Genomic DNA, 25,852 nt, shown 5'->3' with positions numbered 1-25,852 from the left:
TCCTCCGTGGACCGACCGGGCTCACGAGTCCGTCACCTTCGCGCAGGTCACCGGCTGTCCGGCGGCCGGTGCGGTGGCGCTGGCCAGTTCCTTCTCGCCGTCCAGCAAGATCCGGCAGGTCAGCTTCATGTTCCCCGACGGCGTGGCGGTGACCTCGGCCTTCCCCCCGGCGGTGATCACCACCTCCTCCTTCCACGGCACGCCGACCGGGCCGTCCACCTTCGACTGGCGGGTCTCGCGGTTGAAGCTGCTGGGCGACTTCGCGTAGCTGACCTCGGACAGCGTGCCGCCGTTCTGGTCGGTCACCTCGTAGGTGATGGCCCACGCCTTGCCCGTCGGGTTCGAACACGCCGACGCGCTCACGAGAGCCCCGACAACGCCAGTGGCGGCCAGCACGACCTTGACCTTGGTCTTCATGCGAATCTCCTCAGTGATCAGGTTGTGCCCCAGACACTAGGGAGAACGCGATTCGGGCACATCGGGCCGCGGCCTGAACTCGTATCGATCTCCAGAGCGACCCGGTGTCATCCCGAGGTATGAGTCCCCGTGGGGTCGTCACGACGCGGCGCTGCGGGGACGTCGTCCGGGCCCGCCGACGATCACCCGCGCACGCCCCGGATCGACAGCGATGGGGTGGCGGGTGTAGCGGATCTCATACCACAGCCCGGCCGACCGGGCGCGAATCCGGATTTTTTGTGGGGTTCCCACAACGCAACGGCTCCGCCATGCGCCGTGTCGAACATCGGTCCGCCGGTCCGCGATCTATCAGGATGGAGTCCAGAGGTGCAGGCGACGCTCCGGCAGCGGACGTCGCCTGCTGTGCGTGGTTACTTGGGAGGCTCAACCGTTGTTCAGTCGTGTCGCCATCGTCAACCGCGGGGAGGCCGCGATGCGGCTGATCCACGCCGTGCGGGATCTGTCCGCGGAGACCGGCACCCGGATCGAGACGGTCGCGCTCCACACCGATGTCGACCGCACCGCCATGTTCGTGCGCGAGGCCGACATCACCTACGACCTCGGTCCCGCGTCCGCGCGCCCGTACCTCGACCTGAAGGCGCTGGAGCGCGCGCTCGTGGAGACCGGCGCGGACGCCGTGTGGGTCGGCTGGGGCTTCGTCGCGGAGGACCCGGCGTTCGCGGAGCTGTGCGAGCAGCTCGGCATCACCTTCATCGGACCGAGCGCGGCGGCGATGCGCAGGCTCGGTGACAAGATCGGCGCGAAGCTGATCGCCGAGGAGGTCGGCGTGCCGGTCGCGCCGTGGAGCCGCGGCGCGGTCGAGACCCTGGAGGGCGCGCTGGCCGCGGGAACCGAGATCGGCTACCCGCTGATGCTGAAGGCGACGGCGGGCGGCGGCGGGTGCGGCATCCGGGTGATCACGAACGAGGCAGAGCTCGCCGACGCCTACGAGCGCACCAGCCAGGAGGCCGCGCGCGCCTTCGGCAGCGGCGTGGTGTTCCTGGAGCGCCTGGTCACCGGCGCTCGGCACGTCGAGGTCCAGGTGATCGCCGACGGCCAGGGCACCGCGTGGGCGCTCGGCGTCCGCGACTGCTCGGTGCAGCGGCGCAACCAGAAGATCATCGAGGAGTCGGCGTCGCCGGTGCTGCGCCCCGAGCAGGCGGCCGAGCTCAAGGCGTCGGCCGAGCGGCTGGCCGTCGCGGTCGGCTACCGCGGCGCGGCGACCGTCGAGTTCCTCTACCACCCCGGGACCGAGCAGTTCGCGTTCCTGGAGGTCAACACCCGCCTGCAGGTCGAGCACCCGATCACCGAGTCGACCACCGGGTTCGACCTGGTCAAGGCGCAACTGCACGTGGCTTCCGGCGGCACGCTCGACGGCGAGCCGCCGGTGGAACGCGGCCACGCCATCGAGGCCCGGCTCAACGCCGAGGACCCGGACCGCGACTTCGCGCCGTCCCCGGGCCGCATCGCCCGGCTGGACCTGCCCGCCGGGCCGGGCATCCGCGTGGACACCGGCGTCGGCGAGGGCGACACCATCCCCGCCGAATTCGACTCGATGATCGCCAAGATCATCGCCTACGGGCGCGACCGCGACGAGGCGCTCGGCAGGCTGCGCCGGGCGATGGCGCAGACGACCGTGATCATCGAGGGCGGCGCGACGAACAAGAGCTTCGTGCTCGACCTGCTCGACGCCCCCGAGGTGATCGACGGCAGCGCGGACACCGGCTGGATCGACCGCGTCCGCGCCGAGGGCGGGCTCGTCTCGCACCGGCACTCCGGCGTCGCGCTGGCCGCCGCCGCCATCGAGGCGTACGAGGAGGAGGAACGCGCCGAGCGGCGGCGGTTGCTGTCCACCGCGTTCGGCGGGCGCCCGCAGGTGCAGCACGAGAGCGGCCGGCCGCTGGACCTCAAGCTGCGCGGCGTCGGCTACCGGGTGCGCGTCGCGCGGATCGGCGCGCACCGGTTCCGCGTCGGCATCGAAGCGGGCGAGACCGTCCGCACCGCGGACGTCGAACTGGACCGCACCGACCGCTACACCGGGCAGATCGTCGTCAACGGCAGCCGGCACCGCCTGCTGATCGGCACGCACGGTCCGACCAGCCTGGTCGAGGTGGACGGCGTGACGCACCGGATCAGCCGCGACGAGGGCGGCGTGGTCCGCTCGCCGGCCCCCGCGCTGGTCGTCGCCACCCCGCTGGAGGTCGGCGCCGAGGTCGAGGCGGGCGCGCCGGTGCTGGTGCTGGAGAGCATGAAGATGGAGACGGTGCTGGAAGCGCCGTTCCGGGCCCGGCTGAAGGAATGCCTCGTTTCCGTGGGCAGCCAGGTGCAGACCGGTGCGCCGCTGCTGCGGCTGGAACCACTCGCCGACGACGGAGCCGAGGGCACCGACGACCGCACCGGAACCGTCGAACTGGACCTGCCCGTCGAGCAGGCGGCGGTCCCGGCGTGGGAGCGCGCCGCCCGCGGCCGGGAGGACCTGCGCAGCCTGCTGCTGGGCTTCGACGTCGACCCGCACGACGAGCGCCGGATGCTCGACGACTACCTCGCCGCGCGCCGGGAGGCCACCGCGGAGGGCCACCGCCCGCTGGAGGAGGAGCTGCGGCTCGTCGACGTGTTCGCCGACCTCGCCGAGCTGAGCCGCAACCGGCCGGCGGGCGAGGACGGCGGCGACGGGCACGTGCACAGCGCCCGCGAGCACTTCCACACCTACCTGCAGAGCCTCGACGTCGAGCGGGCCGGACTGCCGGAGGCGTTCCAGACCAAGCTCGCCAAGGCGCTCGGGCACTACGGCGTCACCGACCTGGAGCGCTCCGCCGAGCTGGAAGCCGCGGTGTTCCGGATCTTCCTCGCCCAGCAGCGCGCGTCCGCCGACACCGCCGTCATCACGGCGTTGCTGAGCGCGTGGCTGCGCGAGCCGCCGCCGGACGAGGCGCTGCGCGAGCCCGTCGGTCTCGCGCTGGAGCGGCTGGTGGCCGCGACCCAGGTGCGCTTCCCGGCGATCGCCGACCTGGCGCGCGGCGTGGTGTTCGCCTGGTTCGGTCAGCCGCTGCTGCGCCGCAACCGCGCCCGCGTCTACGCGGGCGTCCGCAAGCACCTGCGCCACCTCGACCAACACCCGGACGCCCCGGACCGCGCCGAGCGCATCGCCGAGATGGTGCGCAGCACCGAACCCCTGGTGCGGCTGCTCGGCCAGCGGCTGGCCCGCGACGACCGGGACAACACGATCATGCTGGAAGTGCTGACCCGGCGGTACTACGGCAACAAGGGCCTCACCGCCGTGCGCACCAGCGAGGTCGCGGGCTGCGCGTTCGTGGTGGCCGAGCGCGCCGATTCGTGCGTGGCCTCCGCCGCGGTGGGCTTCGAGGCGCTGGGCGGCGCGCTGCGCGGGCTCGCGGAGCTGGCGCGCGGCGAGCGGGCCATCGACGCCGACATCTACCTCGCGTGGGAGAAGCAGCCGGAGGACTCCGACGCGATGGCAGCCGCGCTGCACGAGGTCGTCGGCGCGCACCCGCTGCCGGAGCAGGTGCGCAGGCTCACCGTCACGGTCGCGGGCAGCCGCGGTGCGGTGATGCACCACCACTTCACGTTCCGCCCGTCGGACGGCGGGATGACCGAGCAGCGGCTGTTCCGCGGCCTGCACCCGTACATCGCGCAGCGGATGCAGCTGGAGCGGCTGCGCGAGTTCGACCTCACCCGGCTGCCGTCGCTGGACGAGGAGGTCTACCTCTTCCGGTGCGTGGCGCGGGAGAACTCGTCGGACGAGCGCCTGGTGGCGTTCGCGCAGGTGCGCGACCTGACCGAGCTGCGCGAACAGGACGGCAGGCTGGTCGCGCTGCCGACGGCCGAGGACACCATCGCCGCCTGCCTCGACTCGATCCGCCGCGCGCAGGCCGGGCGGCCGTCGCGGAAACGCTTCAACACCAACCGGATCGTGCTCTACGTCTGGCCGCCCAGCGAGATCACCCGCGCGGAGCTGGACCGGATCGCCGAGCGCGTGCTGCCCACGACCGCGGGCGCCGGGCTGGAGGAGATCCTGCTCATCGGGCGGCAGCGCGACCGCGACACCGGCGAGCTGACCAAGACGGCGGTGCGCGTTCGCTTCGACGCCACCGGCGGCACCGAGCTGACCGTCGGCGAGCCGTCGGACGAGCCGGTCCAGCCGCTGGACGACTACCGGCAGAAGGTGCTGCGCGCCAGCAGCCGCGGCACGGTGTACCCGTACGAGCTGACCGGTCTGCTCGGCGAGTTCGTCGAGCACGACCTCGACGAGCACCACGCGCTGGTGCCGGTCGACCGGCCCAAGGGGCGCAACACCGCGGCGATCGTCGCGGGCGTGGTCACCACGCCGACCCGTCGGCACCCGCAGGGCATCACCCGGGTCGTGCTGCTCGGCGACCCGACGAAGTCGCTCGGCGCGCTGTCCGAACCGGAGTGCGCCAGGGTGATCGCCGCGCTGGACCTGGCCGAGCGGATGCGGGTGCCGGTGGAGTGGTACGCGCTGTCCGCGGGTGCCCGGATCTCGATGGACTCGGGCACCGAGAACATGGACTGGGTGGCCGCGGCGCTCAAGCGGATCGTCGAGTTCACCCAGGGCGGCGGGGAGATCAACGTCGTGGTCGCGGGCATCAACGTCGGCGCCCAGCCGTACTGGAATGCCGAAGCCACGATGCTCATGCACACCAAGGGGATCCTGGTGATGACGCCGGACTCGGCGATGGTGCTCACCGGGAAGCAGTCGTTGGACTTCTCCGGCGGGGTGTCGGCCGAGGACAACTACGGCATCGGCGGCTACGACCGCGTGATGGGCCCGAACGGCCAGGCGCAGTACTGGGCGCCGGACCTCACGTCGGCCCGCGACGTGCTGATGGCGCACTACGACCACACCTACGTCGCACCCGGCGAACGGGCACCGCGGAGGGCGGAGACCGGCGACCCGGCCGACCGGGACGTCTCCGACTTCCCGCACGCCGTGCCGGGCAGCGACTTCAGCACCGTCGGCGAGATCTTCTCGGCCGAGCACAACCCGGACCGCAAGAAGCCCTTCGACATCCGCACGGTGATGCGCGCACTGTCCGACCAGGACCACCCGGTGCTGGAGCGCTGGGCGGGGATGGCCGACGCGGACACCGCCGTGGTGCAGGACGTCCACATCGGAGGGTGGCCGGTGTGCCTGCTCGGCATCGAGTCCCGCTCGGTGCAGCGGCGGGGTTTCCCGCCCACCGACGGCCCGGACGCCTACACCGCGGGCACCCTCTTCCCGCAGTCGTCGAAGAAGGCCGCGCGGGCGATCAACGCCGCGTCCGGCAACCGGCCGCTGGTGGTGCTGGCGAACCTGTCCGGCTTCGACGGCTCGCCGGAGTCGATGCGCAAGCTCCAGCTGGAGTACGGCGCCGAGATCGGCCGCGCGATCGTCAACTTCGACGGCCCGATCGTGTTCTGCGTGGTCTCGCGCTACCACGGCGGCGCGTTCGTGGTGTTCTCCAAGGCGCTCAACCCGAACATGACGGTGCTGGCCCTGGAGGGCTCGTTCGCCTCGGTGCTCGGCGGCGCCCCGGCCGCGGCCGTGGTGTTCTCCGGTGAGGTGAACAAGCGCACCGCGACCGACCCGCGGGTGACCGAGCTCCAGGCCCAGGTGTCCGAGGCCGGCGGCGTCGACCGCGCCGCGCTGAACGCGCGGCTGGCGGAGGTCCGGGCGTCGGTGCGGGCGGAGAAGCTCGGCGAGGTCGCCGCGGAGTTCGACCGGATCCACAGCATCCAGCGGGCGGTCGACGTCGGTTCGGTGGACGCGATCATCAGCACCGCCGAGCTGCGGCCGCGGGTCATCGAGGCCATCGAGCGCGGTCTCGGGAGCTGAACCTCGTGGTGCCGCCGATCTCCGGATCGGCGGCACCACGCCGGCTAGGACGCGTTCACGAGTGGCGTGAGCCGCTTTCCCACCCGGCGAGTGGTCGTGCAGCTCGCCCCGCTACCGGTACCGCCACGCAGAGCACGTGCGAAACACCCATCACGGCTTGCGGCCGATGGCGCCGCAGATGAGTTCGTCGGCGTCCAGGCGTTCGCGCGTCAGCGGCCCCTCGGGCCACCAGTCGACGAGCGGCACGAGGCCGGGTTCGAGCAGCTCCAGGCCCTCGAAGTAGGACAGGATCTCCTGCCGGGGGCGCCACCACCCGGTCTTCATGCCCGCTGCGCGGAACTTCCGCTCCGACTGGCGGGCCAGGTCGCCGTAGTAGTCGTCCTCCGGCTGGACGAAGTGGCTCAGCGCCACGTAGGAACCGGACGGCAAGGCGTCCACGTAGCTGCGCATGACCGCGCGGGGGTCGAGCTCGTCGGCCACGTGGTGGATCGTTCCGCACTGGATGAGCGCCAGCGGTTCGCGGAAGTCGATGTGGCGGGTGACGGTGTCGTTGGCCAGCAGTTCGTCGGGGCGGGTGAGATCGGCGGCGGCGAAGTGGGTCTGCTCGTTCTCCACGAGGAGAGCTCGTCCGTGGGCCTGCACGATCGGATCGTGGTCGACGTAGACGACCACCGCGTCGGGGTTGTGCCGCTGGGCGATCTGGTGGACGTTCTCCCGCGTCGGCAGGCCGGACCCGCAGTCGAGGAACTGGCTGATCCCGGCGTGTTTCGCGAGGTACCGCACCGCGCGGATCAGCCAGCGGCGGTTCTCGATGGCGATGTGCCGGGCCGACGGCATCACGGTTTCCACCGCGGCCAGGGTGGCCCGATCGGCTTCGTAGTTGTCCTTGCCGCCCAACCACGCGTCGTACGCCCGCGCCGGAACCGGGACCGTGGGATCGACTCCGGGGGGCGGAGTCGACCGCTCCCGGTCGTGCGAGCTGTGCTCGGTCCCGTCGCCGTGTTGTGCCGTCACGGAAAACCCCTTGTCCCCGAACTGCTGTTGCCGGGGCCGAGACTAGATCAACGACGGGTACCGGTGGAACCACGGGTCGTGCGCGACCGCGGGCGAGCGGGTCGCTCGGCCGCACCGGAGGCGTGCCCGCCCACCGGCGGCGACGTTTGCCCCTCTCACCACCGGGTAATCGGCGCGTGCAGCAGTGGCGAGAGCCTGCTGAACCGCGGAGGTCACCATGGCCAGAGACATCGCTCGGGAGCACTCCATGGACCCGGCCGAAGGCGAGTCCGAGGAGGTGCAGCCGAAGGCCGGCACCCGGAAGGACGAGTCCTACGACGAGGGAGCGGGCGAGAAGGTCACGCCGGAAGGCGCCGCCGGAGAGGTTCCCACCCCGTCGTCGGACCGGTGAGCGGGACGAGGGCCGGGCTGCCGCGGAGGTGGCCCGGCCGTTCGCTGCCGGACACCGGGGCGCCCCCGTCGGCAGCGGAGAATTCGCCGAGGCGTCACCCGCACGTCACGTCGTCCGGCGTTGATCTGGACATACATCAGGAGGGGCTTCCGCAGTCGATGTGACTGTGGCGCGCAGCGCCTCCGTGGGGGGCGGTGGTCGGGCGACGGGCGGGACGCTGAGTGGGCATACATGAGTCGGGGCTCCCGGAGTCGAGACGGCCGCTGAGGTTCCGCCACCGGCACCGCCACGCAAAACGAGTTCAAAGACAGGCACTGAGGTTCCGCTACCGGCACCGCCTCGCAAAACGCGTTCAAAGACAGGCTCTCAGGTCGCGGCGTGCTCCGGTGCGTGGCGGTGTTCGTGCAGCGGACCCGTGTGGATGCGCGCCACGTAGACCACCCAGCCCGCCACCGCCAGGCCGAGCCAGCTGATGCCGCGGTAGAGCACCGTGGTCGCCGCCGCGGCCGCGGCGGGAGTTCCGGAGGCGAGCAGCACGCCGAGCAGCCCGACCGACGCCAGCCCCGCTCCGCCGGGGAAGATCTGCAGCGCGACGCTGCCCTGGACGACCAGGAAACCGAGGACGAGCAGCTCCGCGCGGACCGGGGTGCCCACCGCGGCGGCCGCCGCGACGAGGGTGAGGAAGTCCAGCGCCCAGCTGGCCACGACGAGGACGAACAGCACCAGCCAGCGGCGGGCGCTGGGTCGCAGCAGCGCGATCCGGCCGGCCAGGCGGTGCGCGCCCTCCTCGGCGCGGTGGACCCACGCTCGCCGGCACGTGGGGCACTGGCCCGGGAGGCGGCGGCTGATGACCAGCAGCAGGTGCATGGCGCGTTCCAGCACCCGCGCGTGGGTGAGCACGATCCAGCACCCTGCGGACCCGAGCGCGACCACCACGGCGGCCGGGATCGCGACGGCGGCGGGCACGTAGGCGGCCCAGCCCAGTCCCAGGATGCCGAGCACGAGCAGCGCGACCGTGTCGAGCACCCCGGCGACGAAGACCGCCCACGAGGCCAGCGACGCGTCGACGCGGTAGCGCCGGAGCTGGTCGATGGCGTAGACCAGCGCCCCGGCGCCGCCGACGACCGGCACGGTGTTCGAGATCGCGTTCTGCGCGAAGGTGATCCCCTGGACGGTGGGAACCGGTATCCGCGCCTGGCCGACCAGGAGCAGTTGCCGGTGCATCTCGCCGTAGAGGGCCAGTCCGCCCAGCCCCGCCACCACCGCCGGGAGCAGCCACTCCCGCCGCAGGTGCCCCAGCGGGTCGGCGGCCAGGCGGACGTCGGCGGCCAGCTTCGGCGCCTGCACGAGCAGGAACGCGATCGCCACCACGACCACCGCCCAGTGCAGCACCGGCCGCCAGTGCGAGCGCAGTGCGGCGGCCGACGAGCGCAGCGCGGTGGACATCGGTGCCGCCATCGGTTCCCCCCTGCACTCGGCGATGACGCCGGGAGTGTCGTGTCCGGGCGGGACGGCGGGCCAGGGACTTTCGTCGGCCTCGGGCGCGTTGCCACGACAGCTTGCCCCTACCAGGGGACCAGCCCGTCCCGGATCGCGCACCCGCCGGAGGTTCTCAGCTGATCACCGGGGAGCCGGTGAGCTGGAGCTTGCGCTGGGCGCGCTGGTAGAACGTGGTGCGCCCGAGTCGCACGACGCGCGCGGCGGCCGGTTGCACGGCGATGTCGATGAACGCACCGGGTTCGGGGTGCGAGACGAGTCGGCCGTCGACCTCCACCCCGAGTTGGCCGCTCGGGGGCAGGATCCGCAGCGCGAGCTTCTCGCACTGGGACAGGAACAGGGCGCGGTTGAACGCCGAGTGCGGGGCCACCGGGGTGACCAGGAGCCCGTCGACCCGTGGGGAGACGATCGGCCCGCCCGCGGCGAAGCTGTAGGCGGTGGATCCGGTGGGCGTCGCGACCACGACGGCGTCGGCCGAGTAGCGCACGAACGGTTGGCCCTCGATGTGCACCTCGACCGCGGCCATGGGGTGACCGGGGGAGCGGAGCAGGGCGATGTCGTTGAACGCCACGGCCGCGCCGTCCCCGCTGGTGATGTCCAACCCGGACCGCAGCTCGACGGTGAAGCGGTTCTCGTCGATGGCGCACAGCGCCTCGTCCAGGTCCGGGGTGTCGATCTCGGGCAGGAACCCGAGCCGACCGAGGTTCACCCCGAGCACCGGTTTCCGGTGCTCGCAGGCCAGCCGCAGCGCCCGCAGCATGGTGCCGTCGCCGCCGAGGCTGACCACCAGATCGGCGCGCTTGCCCAGCTCCGCACCGTCCAGCGCGAGGATGGGGTGCTGGTAGGCGGTGACCTCGTCCGACAGGCCGAGGACCTCGCTGCCCCGGGCGTCCGCCCACCGCGCGATCGTCCCGATCACCTCCGGGCAGTGCCGGCGCGGATGCAGCACCAGGCCCACTGCGTTGATCATTCCCATGGTCGGCCACCTCCCCGGGCGAATGCTCGACGCCCAGGCAATACCCCCGGCGGCCGCACTCCCACACGGGTGCGGCCGGACGTCTGCGCCCGGGCCACCGGGGCCCGCCCGGTCCGGCTGGTCCGGCGGCCTCCGTCCGTCCACATCGGACTGATCTGGTGCGGTGAACGGCCCTTGCGCGCGGCGCGCACGGGCCGTTCCGGGCTGGGTGCGCCTCAGCCCAGGCCGAGGGCCGGGGCGAGTTCGCGCAGCGCGGGCAGCGGGTCCGCGGAGTGGCCGTCGCCGAGGGCCTGGACGACCACGTGGTCGGCGCCCGCGTCCAGGTGCCGCTTCACGTGCGCGGCGACCGACTCGGCGTCGCCGATGGCGACCATGCCCTCGGCCAGCCGGTCCGAGCCGCCCACGACCAGGTCGGACTCGTCGAATCCCTGGCGCAGCCAGGAGTTCTGGTAGTTCGGCAGCTGCGAGTACATGTGCAGGTGCTGGTGCGCGCGCCGCAGACCGGTCTCCCGGTCGGTGGTGATCGCGACCGCCTGTTCGCTGACCACCCACTTGTCCGGTCCGACCTGCTCGCGGGTGCTCGCGGTCTGCTCCGGGGTGACCAGGTAGGGGTGCGCCCCGTCGGCGGCGGTGGCGGACAGCTCGATCATCTTCGGGCCCAGCGCGGCCAGCAGCCGGGCCGGGCGCTGCCCGCCCGGTTCGACCTCGGCCGGGACCGCGTCCATGGTCCGCAGGTACTCCCGCATGGTGCTCAGCGGCTTGGAGTAGGAGCCTGCGTAGCTGTGCTCCACCAGCGGCGCGTGGCTGACGCCCAGCCCGAGCACGAACCGGCCCGGGTGCAGCGCGCCGAGCGTGCGGGCGCCGGATTCGCTGGCCGGGGCGCTGCGGGCGTGGATGTTGGCGATGCCGGTGCCGACCACCAGCCGCTCGGTGCCGCCCAGCAGCGCGGCCGCCTGGGTGAAGGTCTCCTTGCCACCGGCCTCGCCGTAGAACAGCGAGCCGTAGCCGAGCTGCTCGATCTCCCGGGCGCGAGCGATCACGTCGTTGATCGGCCACGCATCGCTGGTCCACCAGACGCCGACGCGGGAGGGGAAGTTGATCTGAGCCATGCCGCCGAGGCTACCCGCGGGCACCGCCGACCGCGTGGTCAACGCGGAACGGCGTCCGCGGTTCCCACCACCCGGTCGGCACCGGCGATCAACGAGCGGGTAGACAGCTACCGCGGTACCGCGTCGACCGGGCGAGGCCGGACCGCGCGGACGGCCGGCGGAGGGAGAGGCGAGGACCATGGCCACGAGGAAGGGCGCGCAGCCGCACGTCGCCGACAGCCACGATCTGATCCGGGTGCACGGCGCGTGGGAGAACAACCTCAAGGGCGTGACCGTCGAGATCCCGAAGCGCCGGCTGACGGTGTTCACCGGCGTCTCCGGTTCGGGCAAGAGCTCCCTGGTGTTCGGCACGATCGCCGCGGAGTCGCAGCGGCTGATCAACGAGACCTACAGCGCCTTCCTGCAGGGCTTCATGCCGACGCTGGGGCGCCCCGAGGTCGACGTGCTCGACGGGCTGACCACCGCGATCATCGTCGACCAGCGGCCGATGGGCGCCGACCCGCGCTCCACCGTCGGCACCGCCACCGACGCCAGCGCGATGCTGCGCATCCTGTTCAGCCGGCTCGGGCAGCCGCACATCGGCTCGCCGAACGCCTTCTCCTTCAACGTCCCCTCGGTGCGGGCCAGCGGCGCGATCACGGTCGAACGCGGTGCGGGCAAGACCGTGCGGCAGACCTTCACCCGCACCGGCGGCATGTGCCCGCACTGCGAAGGCCGGGGCACCGTCTCCGACATCGACCTCACCCAGCTGTTCGACGACTCCAAGTCGCTCGCCGAAGGCGCGATCACCGTCCCCGGGTACAAGGCGGGCGGCTGGAACTACCGGCTCTACAGCTCCTCGGGTTTCGTCGACCCGGACAAACCGATCCGCGACTACACCGACACCGAGCTGCACGACTTACTGCACCGCGAGCCCACCCGGATGAAGATCGAGGGCATCAACATGACCTACGAGGGCCTGATCCCGCGGGTCCGCCGGTCGATGCTCGCCAAGGACCGGGAGGGGATGCAGCCGCACGTCCGGGCGTTCGTGGACCGGGCGGTCACGTTCACCGACTGCCCCGAGTGCGGGGGCACCCGGCTCAGCGAGGCGGCCCGGTCGTCGAAGATCGCTGGCATCAACATCGCCGACGCCTCCGCGATGCAGCTCAGCGACCTGGCCGAGTGGGTCCGCGGCCTCGACGAACCGTCGATGGCGCCGCTGCTGGCCGCGCTGCGGCGGACCCTGGACTCGTTCGTCGAGATCGGGCTGGGCTACCTCTCGCTCGACCGGCCGTCGGGCACGCTGTCCGGGGGTGAGGCGCAGCGCGTCAAGATGATCGGCCACCTCGGCTCCTCGCTCACCGACGTCACCTACGTCTTCGACGAGCCCACCACGGGCCTGCACCCGCACGACGTGCGGCGGATGAACGACCTGCTGCTGCGGTTGCGGGACAAGGGCAACACGGTGCTCGTCGTGGAACACGAGCCGGAGACGATCGCGATCGCCGACCACGTCGTCGACCTCGGCCCGGGCGCCGGTGCCGACGGCGGCACCGTCTGCTTCGAGGGCACCGTCGAGGGACTGCGGGCCAGCGGCACCGTCACCGGTCGCCACCTCGACGACCGGGCCGCCCTCAAGCAGGAGGTGCGCACGCCCACCGGTGCGTTGCAGATCCGCGGCGCGACCGCGCACAACCTGCGCGACGTCGACGTCGACATCCCGCTCGGGGTGCTGGTCGTGGTCACCGGCGTCGCCGGTTCCGGCAAGAGCTCGCTGCTGCACGGGTCGATCCCCGCCGACGCGGGCGTGGTGTCGGTCGACCAGAGCCCGATCCGCGGCTCGCGGCGCAGCAATCCGGCGACCTACACCGGACTGCTGGACCCGATCCGCAAGGCGTTCGCCAAGGCCAACGGGGTGAAGCCGGGGCTGTTCAGCGCCAACTCCGAGGGCGCCTGCCCGAACTGCGGCGGCGTCGGCGTCGTCTACACCGACCTGGCGATGATGGCGGGCGTGGCCACCACCTGCGAGGAGTGCGAGGGCAAGCGCTTCGAGGCGTCGGTGCTGGACCACCACCTCGGCGGTCGCGACATCAGCGAGGTGCTCGCGATGTCGGTGGCCGAGGCCGCGGAGTTCTTCGGCGCGGGCGAGGCGCGCACCCCGGCCGCGTCCGCCGTCCTCCGGCGCATGGCCGACGTGGGGCTCGGCTACCTGCGGCTCGGCCAGCCGCTGACCACGCTGTCCGGCGGCGAGCAGCAGCGGCTCAAGCTCACCACGCACATGGGCGCCAAGGGCGGGGTGTACGTCCTCGACGAGCCGACCAGCGGTCTGCACCTCGCCGACGTCGAGCAGCTGCTCGGCCTGCTCGACCGGCTCGTGGACTCCGGCAAGTCGGTCATCGTCATCGAGCACCACCAGGCGGTCATGGCGCACGCCGACTGGCTCATCGACCTCGGCCCCGGCGCCGGTCACGACGGCGGCCGGATCGTCTTCGAGGGCACCCCGGCCGACCTGGTCGCCAGCCGCGCCACGCTCACCGGTGAGCACCTGGCGGCCTACGCGGGCGCCTGACAACGCGGTGTTCTTGCCGACGATGGGTGGAACGATTCCCCTCTGGCGCAGAGCTTTCCGGACTCGCGACCACGGTCGCCGCAAGAGGTGTCGAGTCCGTTGCCGCGGCCGACGGGTCTGCTCCGCGTCGATGGCCGGGGCCGCCGATGCGGCCGCCCCGGCCCTCATCCACACGGACGGCGACAACCTACTGCATTCGCGTCATCGGTGGAACGTCCCCGTACGCAGGACACCGCTGCCGTCCCACGTCTTCGGGTGCCTGGCTGGTCGAGCCGGATTTGGACCCGCCAAGCCGAGTCGTGCCACCGTTGCGGGTTGCGACGTCGAGCTCGGTCCTCTTCGGACGGTGCGCGTTGATCCGCCCTCGCGACGGGGCCCAGCCCCATGGTTGACGTCACCACCAGCCTGGCTGCGGACGGCGGGCACCTCTGAGACGCACGCCTTGGTCATCGGATTCGCCGATCAGGCCCGCAGTTTCGCGTGGAACCAGTCGGTGGGCCTGCCGCCGCTGACCGCGGAGTACGCGACCATCCCCGCAGGGATCACCTTGATCGCGTTGGTCACCCTGGTGCGCCGGTGCTGGCGCGAGGGCTGCGCAGCATGGCCGGGCTTCGGCACACGCCACCACATTCGTCGGGCTGGTGGCATCACCGGCGAGGAGCGGCCGCAGTGGCATCCCGCACGATTTCCGCCCGGCGAGCCCCGGTGGCACGTCGAACGAACTCCGGGAAGGCAGGCGAAGCCGGTGACGGCGCTCGCCGGGATGCCCGACGACAGCTCTCAGGGCTTGCGGGCGATGGCGCCGTACATGGCGATGTCGGAGTCCGGGACGGCGAGGTGGGCATCGGAGTCCGGGCGCCACTTGTGCATCTGGACGATGCCCGGGTCGAGCAGGTCGAGGCCCTCGAAGAAGCGCTCGGTCTGCGCCCGGTCGCGCCAGCGCAGCGTCTCGCCGTGCTCGTGGTAGGTGCGGCGCACCTGCGCCAGCTGGTCCGGCGCGAAGTCGTCGGTGGCGACCGTGGCCGCTAGGTAGCTGCCGGCGGGCAGCACGTCGACGATCCGGCGCACCACGTCCAGGGCTTCGTCGTCGTCCTCGATGAAGTGCACGACCGCGATGAGCATCAGCCCGATCGGCCGGTCCAGCCGCAGGATCTCCCGGAACTGCGGCGACGACAGGATCGTGTCCGGATCGCGCAGGTCGGCTTGGACGTAGCCGGTGCGGCCCTGTTCGGTGCTGGTCATCAGCGCGCGGGCGTGCGCGAGCACGATGGGGTCGTTGTCGGTGTAGACGACGCGGGCCTCCGGGCGCACCGCCTGCACCACCTCGTGCAGGTTCGGCGAGGTCGGGATTCCGGTGCCGATGTCCAGGAACTGGTCGATGCCGCACTCGGTGGCCAGGAACCGCGCCGCCCGGTGCATGAACTCCCGGTTGGCGCGCATGTGCACCGGCAGCGCGGGCCACACCTGCTTGGTGGCCTCCGCGGCGGCCCGGTCCACGGCGTAGTTGTCCTTGCCGCCGAGGATGTAGTCGTAGATGCGCGCCCCGTGCGCCCTGTCGGTCCGCAGGTCCACGTCGGCGGGCTGGATCCCGTCGCTCATCGTGCTCCCCCGATCGCAGCACGTCCGAAACAATCATGGACAGCATCGCACAGCCGTCGCGCGGTGCCCACGGGCGGTTTCCGGGTGTCCGGGCACCGCGAACGCCCTCGCCGACGGCGCGCGCGGCGCCTCGCGCGAGGTCGGCAGTCCACTGTGGACTACTTCTCTGGTTTGGTAACGATCTCGAATCCGTTCCGGCGTCGCCCCGCGCGCCGCGCCGTACGGTGGCGGGCGCGGAGGTGGGCATTGGATGATGACCGGCCGACGATCTACGACGTGGCGCGGCGCTGCGGGGTGGCCGCCTCGACGGTGTCCCGCGCGTTCAACAACCCCGGCCGGGTCGGCGCCCGGACGCGGGAGCGGGTGCACCAGGCGGCCCGGGAGGTGGGCTACGAACCCCGCCCGCTGGCCCGGGTCGAGGCTCCGGGGCGGGCGCGGACGCTGACCCTCGTGGTCACCGACATCGCCAACCCGTACTACGCCGCCCTGGTCAAATCCGCCCAGGCCCGCGCGATCGAACGCGACTACACGCTGGCGCTCGTCGACAGCGACGAATCGCCGCGGGTGGAGGCCAGCAACCTGCGACGGCTGCTGGCCACCACCAGCGGCGGCATCCTCGCCACGTCGCGGCTGTCCGACGACGTGGTGCGCAGACTGGCGGGGCACCGCCCGCTGGTGGTGGTCAACCGGCGGGTCGCGGGGCTGCCGAGCCTGGTGGTGGACACCCCCGCGGGCATGCGCGAGGCGGTGCGGCACCTCGTCGCCCACGGCCATCGCCGGGTCGCGTACCTGTCGGGCCCGCGCAACTCGTGGATCAACGGCCAGCGGTGGGCGGCGGTCCGCGACGAGGCCGCCGCGCTCGGCGCCCGGGCGGCGTTCCTCGGCCCGTTCACCCCGGACCGGCGGGGCGGCGGGGACGCGGCCGACGCGCTGGTGGCGGGCGGGGCCACGGCTGCGATCGCCTACAACGACCTGATCGCCATCGGCGCGCTGCAACACCTGCGGGAACTCGGGATCCGATTGCCGCAGGAGCTCAGCCTGGTCGGGTGCGACGACGTCTTCGGCGCCGACCTGACCGTTCCGGCGCTGACCACGATCGCCGGTCCCACCCACCGGATCGGCACCGCCGCGGTGGACGTGCTGCACGCGCACCTGTCCGGACGGCGCGGGCCACCGGAGACGCGGACCTTCGACACGCGGCTCGTGGTCCGCGAGTCGACCGGGCCCGCGGCAACTCCCGGCAACTGATTGCCGCGCTCGCCGGCACCACCCGATCCTGCGTTCCATGGCTCGTGGCACCGCGGAACCGCGCGGCGGGACGTCCGCGCCGCTGACGCCCCACCCGGACCGGCTGCTGCCGAGCGGGGCGGCCGAACGGGCGATCGCGCGGCGGCTGCTGGACAGCATCGGCGACCTGCCGCTGGTCAGCCCGCACGGCCACGTCGACCCGGCGCTGCTGGCCGCCGACCGGCCCTTCACCGACCCGGCGTCGTTGCTGGTCACACCGGACCACTACGTGACGCGGCTGCTGCACGCGCACGGAATCCCGCTGCAAGGGCTCGGTCTCGGCGCCGAGCCCGCGCCGCCGCGCGAGGTGTGGCGGGCGTTCTGCGCGCACTGGCACCTGTTCCTCGGCACCGCCTCCCGGCAGTGGCTGGAGGCCGAACTGCACGACGTGCTGGACGTGGCGGTGCAGCCGTGCGCGGCCAACGCCGACGACCTCTTCGACGAGATCACCGCGCGCCTGGCCGAACCCGGGATGCGGCCCCGCGCGCTGTACGAGGCGTTCGACATCGCGGTGCTGGCCACCACCGACGATCCTGCCGACGACCTGCGGCACCACCGGGCGCTGGCGGCGGACCCGACGTGGCGGGGCAGGGTGGTGCCGACCTTCCGCCCGGACCGCTACCTCGACGCGACCAGCGACGACTGGCCCCGCGCGCTCGACGAGCTCGCCGAGGCCAGCGGCATCGACACCGGCACCTACCGGGGCACGATCCGGGCGCTGGAAGCCCGCCGCGACTTCTTCCGCGCCAACGGCGCCACGGCCACCGACCACGGCGCGCGCGACGCCCGCGCGGAGTTCCTGCCGGAGGACGCGGCCGCGCGGCTGTTCCGGCAGGTCCGCACCGGGGCGGCCGGGCCCGCGGAGGCCGGGGCGCTGTCCCGGCAGCTGCTCGGCGAGATGGCCCGGATGTCCGCTGAGGACGGTCTGGTCATGGCGCTGCACACCGGTGTGCTGCGCGACCACCACCGGTCCACCACGACCCGCTTCGGCCCGGACACCGGCCACGACATCCCGGTGCGGGCGGAGTTCACCCGCGCCCTGCGACCGGTGCTGGAGCGGTTCGGCACCCACCCGCGGTTCCGGACCGTGGTGTTCACAGTGGACGAAACGACGTTCTCGCGGGAACTCGCACCACTGGCCGGGTTCTACCCGTCGGTGTACCTGGGGGCGCCGTGGTGGTTCCTCGACGCGCCGCGCGCCATGCGCCGGTTCCGGGACGCCGTGGTGGAGACCGCGGGGTTCCACCGCACCGCCGGTTTCGTCGACGACACCCGGGGTTTCTGCTCCATCCCGGCCCGCCACGACACCGCGCGGCGGATCGACGCCGCGCACCTGGCGGGGCTGGTCGCCGAGCACGTGCTCGGTGAGGACGACGCCGCGCGGGTGCTGCGCGACCTCCACGACCGGCAGCCCCGAACGGCCTTCCGGCTGTGACGACGACGGAGCGGAGGCGCGGATCCGGGCACTGGCGCACAACGACGTGCGGGCCGGGACTCCCGGCCCGGGAAGGGCACTGGAATGCACGTGTTGGACTGGGCCGTCGTGGTCGGCTACCTGCTCGTCATGGTGGCCGTCGGCGTGTGGTCGCACCGCCAGGTCGCCGACACCTCCGACTTCTTCAGCGCCGGTGGCCGGATGCCCTGGTGGCTGGCCGGGATCTCGCACCACATGTCCGGGTACAGCGCGGTGGTGTTCGTCGCCTACGCCGGGGTGGCCTACGACCAGGGCGTCGTCTCCTACGTGGTGTTCATGTTCCCGCTCGCGGTGGCGACCGGGATCGGCGCGTTCCTGTTCGCGCCGAAGTGGAACCGGTTGCGCCGGTACTACCGCATCGCCTCGCCGCTGGAGTACCTGGCGCGGCGGTTCGACGTCCCCACCCAGCAGGTGCTGGCGTGGAGCGGTTCGGTGCTCAAGGTCTTCGACGTGGCGGCCAAGTGGTCGGCGGTGGCCGTGCTGCTCCACGAGTTCGTCGGCCTCCCGACCGGGTGGGGCGTGCTGATCACGGCGTCGGTGACGCTGGTGTACTGCACCGCAGGCGGGTTGTGGGCCGATGCGCTCACCGAGTTCGGCCAGTTCGTGATCCAGGCGCTGGCCGCGTTCGCGATGATCGGCGCGGTGGGTTTCGCGCTCGCCGACCGGGGGCTGGACTACCTGACGTTCTGGAGCGCGCTGCCCGCCGGGCACACCGATCCCACCACCACCTCGTACCCGGGGTACTTCGTGCTGGTCTACGTGCTGGTCAAGACCTTCGAGTACAACGGCGGCATGTGGAACCTGGCGCAGCGCTACCTCGCCACGCCGGATTCCGCGCAGGCCCGGCGGACGGCGCTGCTGTCCAGCGCGCTGTACCTGCTCTGGCCACTCGTGCTGATGCTGCCGATGTTCGCCGCACCGCTGCTGGTGCACGTCGCCGACCCGCAGGACGTCTACGCGGGGATGGCGTTGCGGTTCCTGCCGCCCGGCCTGCTCGGGCTGGTGCTCGTCGGCGTCTTCTCGCACACCATGGCCATGGCCGCCTCCGACGCGACCGCGATCTCCGCGGTCGTCACCCGCGACGTGCTGCCCAGGATCTGGCGGCGCGCCAGGGGGTTCGGCGAGGCGGCGTCGCTGCGGGCGGGCCGGGTCCTCACCGTCGGGTTCGTGGCGCTGAGCGCGGTGATCGCGTTCTGCGCGGACGGTCTCGGCGGTGTGCTGGGGATCGTGGTGGCCTGGGTCGGTGCGCTGATCGGGCCGATCTCGATCCCGATGATGCTGGGGATGCTCCGCCCGTTCCGCCACGTCGGGCCCACGGCGGCGCTCACGTCGTGGGCGGGCGGCCTGGTGGCCTACGGGCTCACCAAGTACGCCTGGCAGCTCGGTGACGTGCTCACCGTGGTCACCCCGGTCCTGGTGTCCGCGCTGCTGTTCGTCGGCGTCGGCGCCGCGTACCGCGACGCACCGCCCGAGGCCGACGAGATCGTCGACGCGCTCGCCACCGACCACCCGCCCGCGCCGGTGCGCCGGAGCTGATATCCCGCGCTCGTCGTGCCTTTTTGGAACCCGCGCTGAGAATCCACAGAGGTCGAGTCATGGTCCGCAATGGACGCACGATCAGGTCGGCACAGGGGCGGCCATGCCGACGGTGGCGGTGTGCGCGCCGGGCGAACCCAGCGCTGCCGCGGATCCGCCCAGCTGCCATGCGTTTCCCGGTTCACCGCCGTCGTCAACCGGGCACCTCGCGGTCCAGTTCGTCGAGCCACGCGCGGGCGGTCGCGTCGCTGGGGGCTCGCCAGTCGCCGCGCGGGGAGAGCGCTCCGCCGGAGCCGACCTTGGGGCCGTTGGGGAGTGCGGAGCGTTTGAACTGGCTGGTCTGCACGAAGCGGTGCAGGAACACGGCGAGCCATTTCTTGATGGTGGCGAGGTCGTACTCGTGGCGCTTGTTCTCGGGGATCAGGCTCGGCCAGGAACCTCGTGCGCGGTCGCACCACGCGTGGTGCGCGAGGTAGGCGATGCGGCTGGGGCGGTAGCCGAACCTGAGCAGGTGGTAGAGGTGGAAGTCCTGGAGTTCGAAGGGGCCGACCACGGCTTCCGAACTCTGGGCGGGCTGGTCGGTCGCGGTCGCTCCGGAAGGCACCAGTTCCGGGGAGATGGCGGTGTCCAGGATGGACTCCAGCGCCGCGGCGGCCGCACCGGTGGCCGCTCCGCTGTCGATGGCCCAGCGGAGCAGGTGCTGGACGAGGGTTTTGGGCACCGATGCGTTGACGTTGTAGTGCGACATCTGGTCACCGACGCCGTAGGTGCTCCACCCGAGCGCGATCTCGCTGAGGTCGCCGGTTCCCACCACGAGACCACCGCGTTGGTTGGCGAGCCGGAACAGGTGGGAGGTGCGTTCACCGGCCTGCACGTTCTCGTAGGTGACGTCGTAGCGCCGGTCGCCCCGTGCCGCCGGGTGGTCGAGGTCGCGCAACATCTGCGTGGCCGACGGCCGGATGTCGATCTCGTCGGCCGTGACGCCGAGAGCGTCCATGAGGCGGTGGGCGTTGCGCCGGGTGCGCTCGCTGGTGGCGAAGCCGGGCAGCGAGAACGCGAGCACGTTGCCGCGGGGCAGGCCCAACCGGTCCATGCTGCGGGCCGCGACCATGAGCGCGTGGGTGGAGTCCAGCCCGCCCGACACGCCGATCACGACCCGTTCGGTCCCGGTGGCGGTCAGGCGGCGGGTCAGGCCCTGGACCTGGATCTGGTGGACCTCGGCGCACCGCTCGTCGAGCGTGCGGGGGTCGGCCGGGACGTAGGGGAAGCGCGGGATCTCCCTGCGCAGCAGCACGGTGTCGCGCGGTGCGGTGAGCTCGACCGGGATCCGGCGCAGGCCGCGCAGGCGTTCCCGGTGGTCGTGCGCGCTGTCGAGGAAACTCGTCATCCGCGTGCGTTCCTGGGACAGGCGGCGCAGGTCCACGTCGGCGGTGACCAGTTGGGCGTGCGGGCTGAACCGCTCGCCCTCGGCCAGCTCCTCGCCGTTCTCGTAGGCGAGCGCCTGGCCGTCCCAGGCCAGGTCGGTGGTGGACTCGCCCTGCCCGGCCGCGGCGTACAGGTAGGCGGCCAGGCACCGCGCCGACTGGCCCGCGCACAGCCGCCGCCGGTAGTCGGCCTTGGCGATGGTGATGTTGCTGGCCGACAGGTTGGCCAGCACGGTCGCCCCGGCCAGCGCCGCCCAGGAACTCGGCGGCACCGGGGTCCACAGGTCCTCGCAGATCTCGACGTGGAAGGTCGTCGATGCCGGTGGCCTGGAACAGCAGGTCGTCGCCGAACGGCACGTCGGACCCGAGCAGCGAGATCCGCTCCGCGGCCGCGTCGCGGGCGGCGGCGAAGTAGCGCTTCTCGTAGAACTCCCGGTAGGCGGGCAGGTAGCTCTTCGGCACGACGCCGAGCACCTCGCCCCGGTGCACGACCACCGCGCAGTTGAACAGGGCGTCACCGCAGCGCAGCGGAGCTCCGACCACGAGCGCGCAGTCCAGGTCGGCGCTGGCGGCGACCACGCGTCGCAGGCCGTGCAGCACCGCGTCCTGGAGGGCTTCCTGGTGGAACAGGTCGTCGGCGGTGTAGGAGGACAGCCCCAGCTCCGGGAACACCACCAGGACGGCGTGGTCGGCCGCGGCCTGCCGCGCCAGGTCCAGGGTCCGGTCGGCGTTGACCTCCGGGTCGACGCCCGCGCCGAGCGGAACGCCCACCGCCACCCGGGCGAAACCGTGCCGGTAGAGGGAGTGGAAGCTGGTCATGGCCGCCTCCGTTGGTCGAGGACGGAGGCCATCCTGCCCCACTCGGCGGCGCTCCGCGTTGGTGATCAGCCGCCCGGACCGCGGGCGGCCGGGTTCCCGCGGTCGCTCAGCCTTCGGCCGGGGCCCGCGGTCCGAGGGAGAACCGCGCCGTCCCGCCGGGTTCGAGGTGGACGGTGCGGTCACCGCAGGCGCAGGGCAGCGGCGGTCGTCGCGGATCCGGCTGGGTCCGCACGGTGGCGGTGCGGCCGGTGATCCGGACGGCGACCGGTTGCCCCCGGAACCGGATGGCCAGGTCGAGCGGACCCAGCTCGGCCGGCCAGTGCGGGTTCAGGCGCAGCACGCCGCCGCGGACCTCGATGCCGGCGAAGCACCGCTGCAACAGGTCGATGCTGCCCGCCATGGCGGCGAGGTGGATTCCCTCGGCGGTGGTGCCGTGCTGGGTGTCGTGGATGTCGCCGGCGAGCACGTCGTCGAAGAACTCCAGGGCGTTCGGCCGGTGGGCGCGGGCGAGCACCCAGGCGTGCACGACCGCGCTGAGCGTGGAGCCGTGACTGGTGCGGCGCAGGTAGTAGTCGATGTTGTTCGGGATGGTGTCCGCGGGCACGTCGTAGCCGAGCCCGGTGAGGATGCGGGAGAGTTCCTCGGACGAGAGCAGGTAGAACAACATGAGCACGTCGGCCTGCTTGGAGGCGCGGTACCGGTTGGGGGTGTCGCCTTCGGCTTCCAGGATGCGGTCGAGACGTCGGATGTCGCCGTAGCGGTCGCGGTAGGCCGCCCAGTCGAGTTCCGCGAGCCGCTCGTAACCCTCGAACTGGCTGATGATGCCCTCGCCGTGGAAGGGGACGAACATGCGTTGGGCCATCCGCTTCCACCGGTCGATCTCGCCGTGGTGCAGGCCCAGTTCCTCGGTCAGCTGCTCGCGGCGGTACCGGGGGAGTTCCCGCAGGACCGCGACGGCGGTGTCGCACAGCCAGGCCGTCATGACGTTGGTGTAGGCGTTGTTGTCGATGCCCGGCTCGGCCCGGTCGGGGTAGGCGGTGTGGTACTCGTCCGGCCCCACCACGCCGCGGATGACGTACCGGTCGCGGCCGTGGTCGTAGTCGGTGATCGAGGAGAAGAACCGGGCGATCTCCAGGATCAGCTCCGCGCCGAAGTCGGCGAGGAAGGAATAGTCCTCAGTGGACTCGACGTAGTGCCGGACGTTGTGCGCGATGGCGATGCCGATGTGCCGCTGGAGGTGGGTGTGGTCGGGCAGCCAGCGCCCGGACAGCGGGTTCAGGTGCATCAGCTGGCTCTCCTCCCTGCCGTTGCTGCCGCTCTGCCACGGGAACATCGCGCCGGTGCGGCCGATCCGGCGGGCGGCTCGCCGGGCGCGGTCCAGGCGGCGGTGGCGGTAGAGCAGGATCGAGCGGGTCAGCCGGGGCATGCGCAGGTTCAGCGTGGGCAGGATGAACAGTTCGTCCCAGAACACGTGTCCGCGGTAGGCCTCCCCGTGCAGTCCCCTGGCGGGGATGCCGACGTCGAGATCGGCGGTCTGCGGTGACGTGGTCTGCAGGAGGTGGAACACGTGCAGCCGGACGGCCTGCTGCGCGGCGCGGCTCGTGGACAGTCCGGTGTGGAACGCCTCGCGCAGGTGCGCCCACGCCAGGGTGTGGGAACCGAGCAGGTCGTCGAACCCCGGTGCGGTGCGCACGGCGTCGATCGCCTCGGCGACCGGTTCGGTGCTGGCGTGGTCCCGGGAGGTGTGGATCGCCGCGATCTTCTCCAGCCGCACCGGTTCGCCCGGTCGCACGCTCGTGGTGATGTCGTGCGCGATGATCCCGTCCTCGCGGACCAGCGCGGGGGGTGCACCGCTGGTGCTGAGCCGGTTGCGGACGGCGACGGCGACGCGGATGCCGGACTGGGACGTGCGCGCGTGGACGACGACCGTGTCGCAAGCCGCTTCGAAGTCCTCCCGGTCGACGAGGTGCGCGCCGTCGAGATCGCGGTAGCGCGCCACGCCGCGGTTGGCCACGGCCGCGTCGACGCCCGAGCGGATCGTCACCGCACCGGTCCAGTCCTCGGCCACCAGCGCGGTTTCCAGCCCCGCGAGGTGGGCCAGTCCCATGTGGACGAACCGGCGCTGCACCAGCCGCGTCGTCCGCCGCTGGGGGTCGCGGAAGCGCAGGCGGCGCACCAGGATTCCCCGTTCCACGTCGAGGTCCTGTTCGAAGTCCAGCAGTTCGACGTCGGAGAGGTCGAACCACCCGCCGTCGTCGATGCGGAAGGTCAGCAACAACCAGTTCGGCAGGTTGACCAGCGATTCGTGCTCCACGTCGCGCCCGGAGACGCGGGTGGTCAGGCGGTTGTAGCAGCCCGCCAGGTACGTGCCCGGGTAGTGCACACCGTCCGCGCGGCCCTCGGGAGCCGCGCCCCGGGTCGCGAAGTACCCGTTGCCGAGCGTGCACAACGCCTCGCGACGCCCCTCGTCAGCGGGGTCGTAGCCGCGGAACCCGAACGACCACGGCGAGTTCATGCGCTCCTGGTGACCGCCGGTCATCGCGACCGTCCGGGCGCGGCCACCGCCACCTCGTCGAGCGCGGAGACCACCACGTCGGCACCGGCCTCGGTCAGCGGCGCGGGGCAGCCGCGCCGGTCGAGGCCGATGACGAGCGAGAAGCCGCCGCGCCTGCCCGCGGTCACCCCGGCCCGGGAGTCCTCGACGACGACGGAGGCCGCCGGCCCCGCCCCCGCGCGCCGGGCGGCCTCCAGGAGCATGGCGGGGTCGGGTTTGCCCGCGAGGCCGAGCGCGTCGGCGACCTGCCCGTCCACCCGGGCGTCGAACAGCCCGAGGAGGTCGGCTCGCGCGAGGATCTCGGCGCAGTGCCGGCTCGCGGAGAAGACCGCCGTCCGCACGCCGCGTCCGCGCAGCTCTGCGAGCAGCGCCCGCGCGTCGTCGAAGACCTCGACGCCCGCGGAGTCGAGCGCTTCGCGGAAGTGGACGTCCTTGAGCGCCGCCAGTCCGTGCGCGGTTTTCCGGCCGGGTTCGTCCCCGGCGGTTCCCAGGGGCAGGTGCATCCCGCGGGAGCGGAGCAGGTCCACCACCCCGGCGACCCGCGGTTTGCCGTCGACGTGGCGGACGTAGTCGTCCTCGCTGAAGGGGCGGTGGTCCTCTCCGGCGCTCGCCGGCCGCTCGGCGAAGTAGCGGTCGAACAAGCGTTTCCAGGCGGCGGCGTGGACCCGGGCGGTGTCGGTGACCACGCCGTCCATGTCGAAGAGCACGGCGCGGTGCCGGTCTGGATCGATGCTGATGGCGGTCATGATCACCCGTCCGGCGCGAGTTGCCCGACGAGTGGGTACCCGGGCGGTGCGAGGTCTTCACCCGACGTGCGCGAGTCCTGGAGATCACATGACCGATGCGAAGCCGCGGATCGTCGTGGGGGTGGACGGTTCCCCGGGCTCGCGAGCCGCCCTGCGCTGGGCGCTGCGGTACGCCGAGCTGTCCGACGGGGACGTGACCGCCCTGATCGCCTCCGGCCCACCGGTGTTCATCGACCTCGCGGTACCGATGCCCGGCGACGACGCGGCCGACCGGGCGGACCGCGAACTCCACGAGGCGGTCGAGGAGACGACCGCGCTGCTGGGCAGCGACGTCCACGTGAACCGGGTGGTGGTCCAGGACCACCCCGCCCGCGCGCTGGTGGACGAGGCGCGCGGCGCCGACCTGCTCGTCGTCGGGCACCGCGGTCGCGGCGGTTTCGTCGGTGCCGTGCTGGGTTCGGTCAGCCGGCACTGCGTCAACCACGCGTCGTGCTCGGTGGTCGTGGTCCGGCGACCGCACGAGGACGGTCACTAGCTCGGCGCGACCCGCCGGGAATCCGCGTCG

Annotated in this window: 16 protein-coding genes and 1 pseudogene; 7 read left to right on the top strand and 10 right to left on the bottom strand. The window is 72.4% G+C overall.

Annotated features, from left to right (window positions below; genetic code table 11):
• Window positions 1-21: 21 nt before the first annotated feature.
• A complete protein-coding gene (locus NV263_RS18215; protein ID WP_263247534.1) occupies window positions 22-417 on the bottom strand; it encodes a hypothetical protein in 396 nt (131 codons plus the stop codon).
• A gap of 430 nt (window positions 418-847) precedes the next feature.
• On the opposite strand from NV263_RS18215, the gene NV263_RS18210 reads away from it, so the two are divergent.
• Window positions 848-6,310, top strand: a complete 5,463-nt coding sequence (locus NV263_RS18210) for an ATP-binding protein (protein WP_263247533.1) — start codon at window positions 848-850, stop codon at window positions 6,308-6,310.
• Window positions 6,311-6,460: 150 nt separating this feature from the next.
• Here the strand turns inward: NV263_RS18210 and NV263_RS18205 are convergent, their stop codons facing one another.
• Window positions 6,461-7,324, bottom strand: a complete 864-nt coding sequence (locus NV263_RS18205; RefSeq protein WP_263247531.1) for an SAM-dependent methyltransferase — start codon at window positions 7,322-7,324, stop codon at window positions 6,461-6,463.
• Window positions 7,325-7,541: 217 nt separating this feature from the next.
• Here NV263_RS18205 and NV263_RS18200 point away from each other — a divergent pair, with 217 nt between their 5' ends.
• A complete protein-coding gene (locus NV263_RS18200) occupies window positions 7,542-7,715 on the top strand; it encodes a hypothetical protein (RefSeq protein WP_263247530.1) in 174 nt (57 codons plus the stop codon).
• A gap of 366 nt (window positions 7,716-8,081) precedes the next feature.
• Here the strand turns inward: NV263_RS18200 and NV263_RS18195 are convergent, their stop codons facing one another.
• The 3 genes from NV263_RS18195 to NV263_RS18185 all read right to left on the bottom strand — a co-directional run bounded on the left by NV263_RS18195 (window position 8,082) and on the right by NV263_RS18185 (window position 11,297).
• The gene (locus tag NV263_RS18195; protein WP_263247529.1) at window positions 8,082-9,173 is read right to left on the bottom strand and encodes a lysylphosphatidylglycerol synthase transmembrane domain-containing protein; all 1,092 of its coding nucleotides are present in this window, start codon (window positions 9,171-9,173) and stop codon (window positions 8,082-8,084) included.
• A gap of 154 nt (window positions 9,174-9,327) precedes the next feature.
• Window positions 9,328-10,188, bottom strand: a complete 861-nt coding sequence (locus tag NV263_RS18190; RefSeq protein WP_263247528.1) for an NAD(+)/NADH kinase — start codon at window positions 10,186-10,188, stop codon at window positions 9,328-9,330.
• Window positions 10,189-10,403: 215 nt separating this feature from the next.
• Window positions 10,404-11,297: an LLM class F420-dependent oxidoreductase gene (locus NV263_RS18185; RefSeq protein WP_263247527.1), complete on the bottom strand. Its 894-nt coding sequence runs from the start codon at window positions 11,295-11,297 to the stop codon at window positions 10,404-10,406.
• 178 nt (window positions 11,298-11,475) lie between these two features.
• Between NV263_RS18185 and NV263_RS18180 the strand changes: the two genes are divergently transcribed.
• On the top strand, window positions 11,476-13,848 hold the full coding sequence (locus NV263_RS18180) for an excinuclease ABC subunit UvrA (RefSeq protein ID WP_263247526.1): 2,373 nt from the start codon (window positions 11,476-11,478) through the stop codon (window positions 13,846-13,848).
• A gap of 780 nt (window positions 13,849-14,628) precedes the next feature.
• On the opposite strand, the gene NV263_RS18175 is transcribed toward NV263_RS18180, so the two are convergent.
• Window positions 14,629-15,447: an SAM-dependent methyltransferase gene (locus NV263_RS18175; protein ID WP_263247525.1), complete on the bottom strand. Its 819-nt coding sequence runs from the start codon at window positions 15,445-15,447 to the stop codon at window positions 14,629-14,631.
• A 246-nt stretch (window positions 15,448-15,693) separates the two neighbouring features.
• Here NV263_RS18175 and NV263_RS18170 point away from each other — a divergent pair, with 246 nt between their 5' ends.
• The 3 genes from NV263_RS18170 (at window position 15,694) to NV263_RS18160 (ending at window position 19,744) form a co-directional block, all read left to right on the top strand.
• Entirely contained in the window at window positions 15,694-16,695 is a 1,002-nt protein-coding gene (locus NV263_RS18170; RefSeq protein ID WP_263247524.1) for a LacI family DNA-binding transcriptional regulator, read from the top strand.
• 37 nt (window positions 16,696-16,732) lie between these two features.
• Window positions 16,733-18,169 carry a glucuronate isomerase gene (gene uxaC, locus NV263_RS18165; protein WP_263247523.1) on the top strand — a complete coding sequence of 479 codons (1,437 nt, stop codon included), beginning with the start codon at window positions 16,733-16,735 and terminating at the stop codon, window positions 18,167-18,169.
• Window positions 18,170-18,253: 84 nt separating this feature from the next.
• Window positions 18,254-19,744: a sodium:solute symporter family transporter gene (locus NV263_RS18160; RefSeq protein ID WP_263247522.1), complete on the top strand. Its 1,491-nt coding sequence runs from the start codon at window positions 18,254-18,256 to the stop codon at window positions 19,742-19,744.
• Window positions 19,745-19,937: 193 nt separating this feature from the next.
• On the opposite strand, the gene NV263_RS18155 is transcribed toward NV263_RS18160, so the two are convergent.
• The 4 genes and pseudogenes from NV263_RS18155 to NV263_RS18140 all read right to left on the bottom strand — a co-directional run bounded on the left by NV263_RS18155 (window position 19,938) and on the right by NV263_RS18140 (window position 25,287).
• Window positions 19,938-21,440, bottom strand: a complete 1,503-nt coding sequence (locus tag NV263_RS18155; RefSeq protein ID WP_263247521.1) for an NAD(+) synthase — start codon at window positions 21,438-21,440, stop codon at window positions 19,938-19,940.
• Window positions 21,441-21,630: 190 nt separating this feature from the next.
• Window positions 21,631-21,987 (bottom strand): annotated as a pseudogene (locus tag NV263_RS18150) (nitrilase-related carbon-nitrogen hydrolase); the annotation flags it as partial.
• Window positions 21,988-22,093: 106 nt separating this feature from the next.
• Window positions 22,094-24,526: a glycoside hydrolase family 65 protein gene (locus NV263_RS18145; protein WP_263247519.1), complete on the bottom strand. Its 2,433-nt coding sequence runs from the start codon at window positions 24,524-24,526 to the stop codon at window positions 22,094-22,096.
• Complete coding sequence (locus NV263_RS18140; protein ID WP_263247517.1) at window positions 24,523-25,287, bottom strand: HAD family hydrolase; 765 nt, start codon at window positions 25,285-25,287, stop codon at window positions 24,523-24,525. Before NV263_RS18140 ends, NV263_RS18145 begins: the two co-directional genes overlap by 4 nt.
• 88 nt (window positions 25,288-25,375) lie before the next feature.
• Here NV263_RS18140 and NV263_RS18135 point away from each other — a divergent pair, with 88 nt between their 5' ends.
• Window positions 25,376-25,822: a universal stress protein gene (locus tag NV263_RS18135; protein ID WP_263247515.1), complete on the top strand. Its 447-nt coding sequence runs from the start codon at window positions 25,376-25,378 to the stop codon at window positions 25,820-25,822.
• The last annotated feature ends 30 nt before the right edge of the window (window positions 25,823-25,852 follow it).

The sequence above is a fragment of the Saccharopolyspora rosea genome, from assembly GCF_025643595.1.
Lineage (GTDB): Bacteria > Actinomycetota > Actinomycetes > Mycobacteriales > Pseudonocardiaceae > Saccharopolyspora > Saccharopolyspora rosea.
Note: the sequence above shows the minus strand (reverse complement) of the source record. Positions and strands in the feature narration are given on the sequence as shown.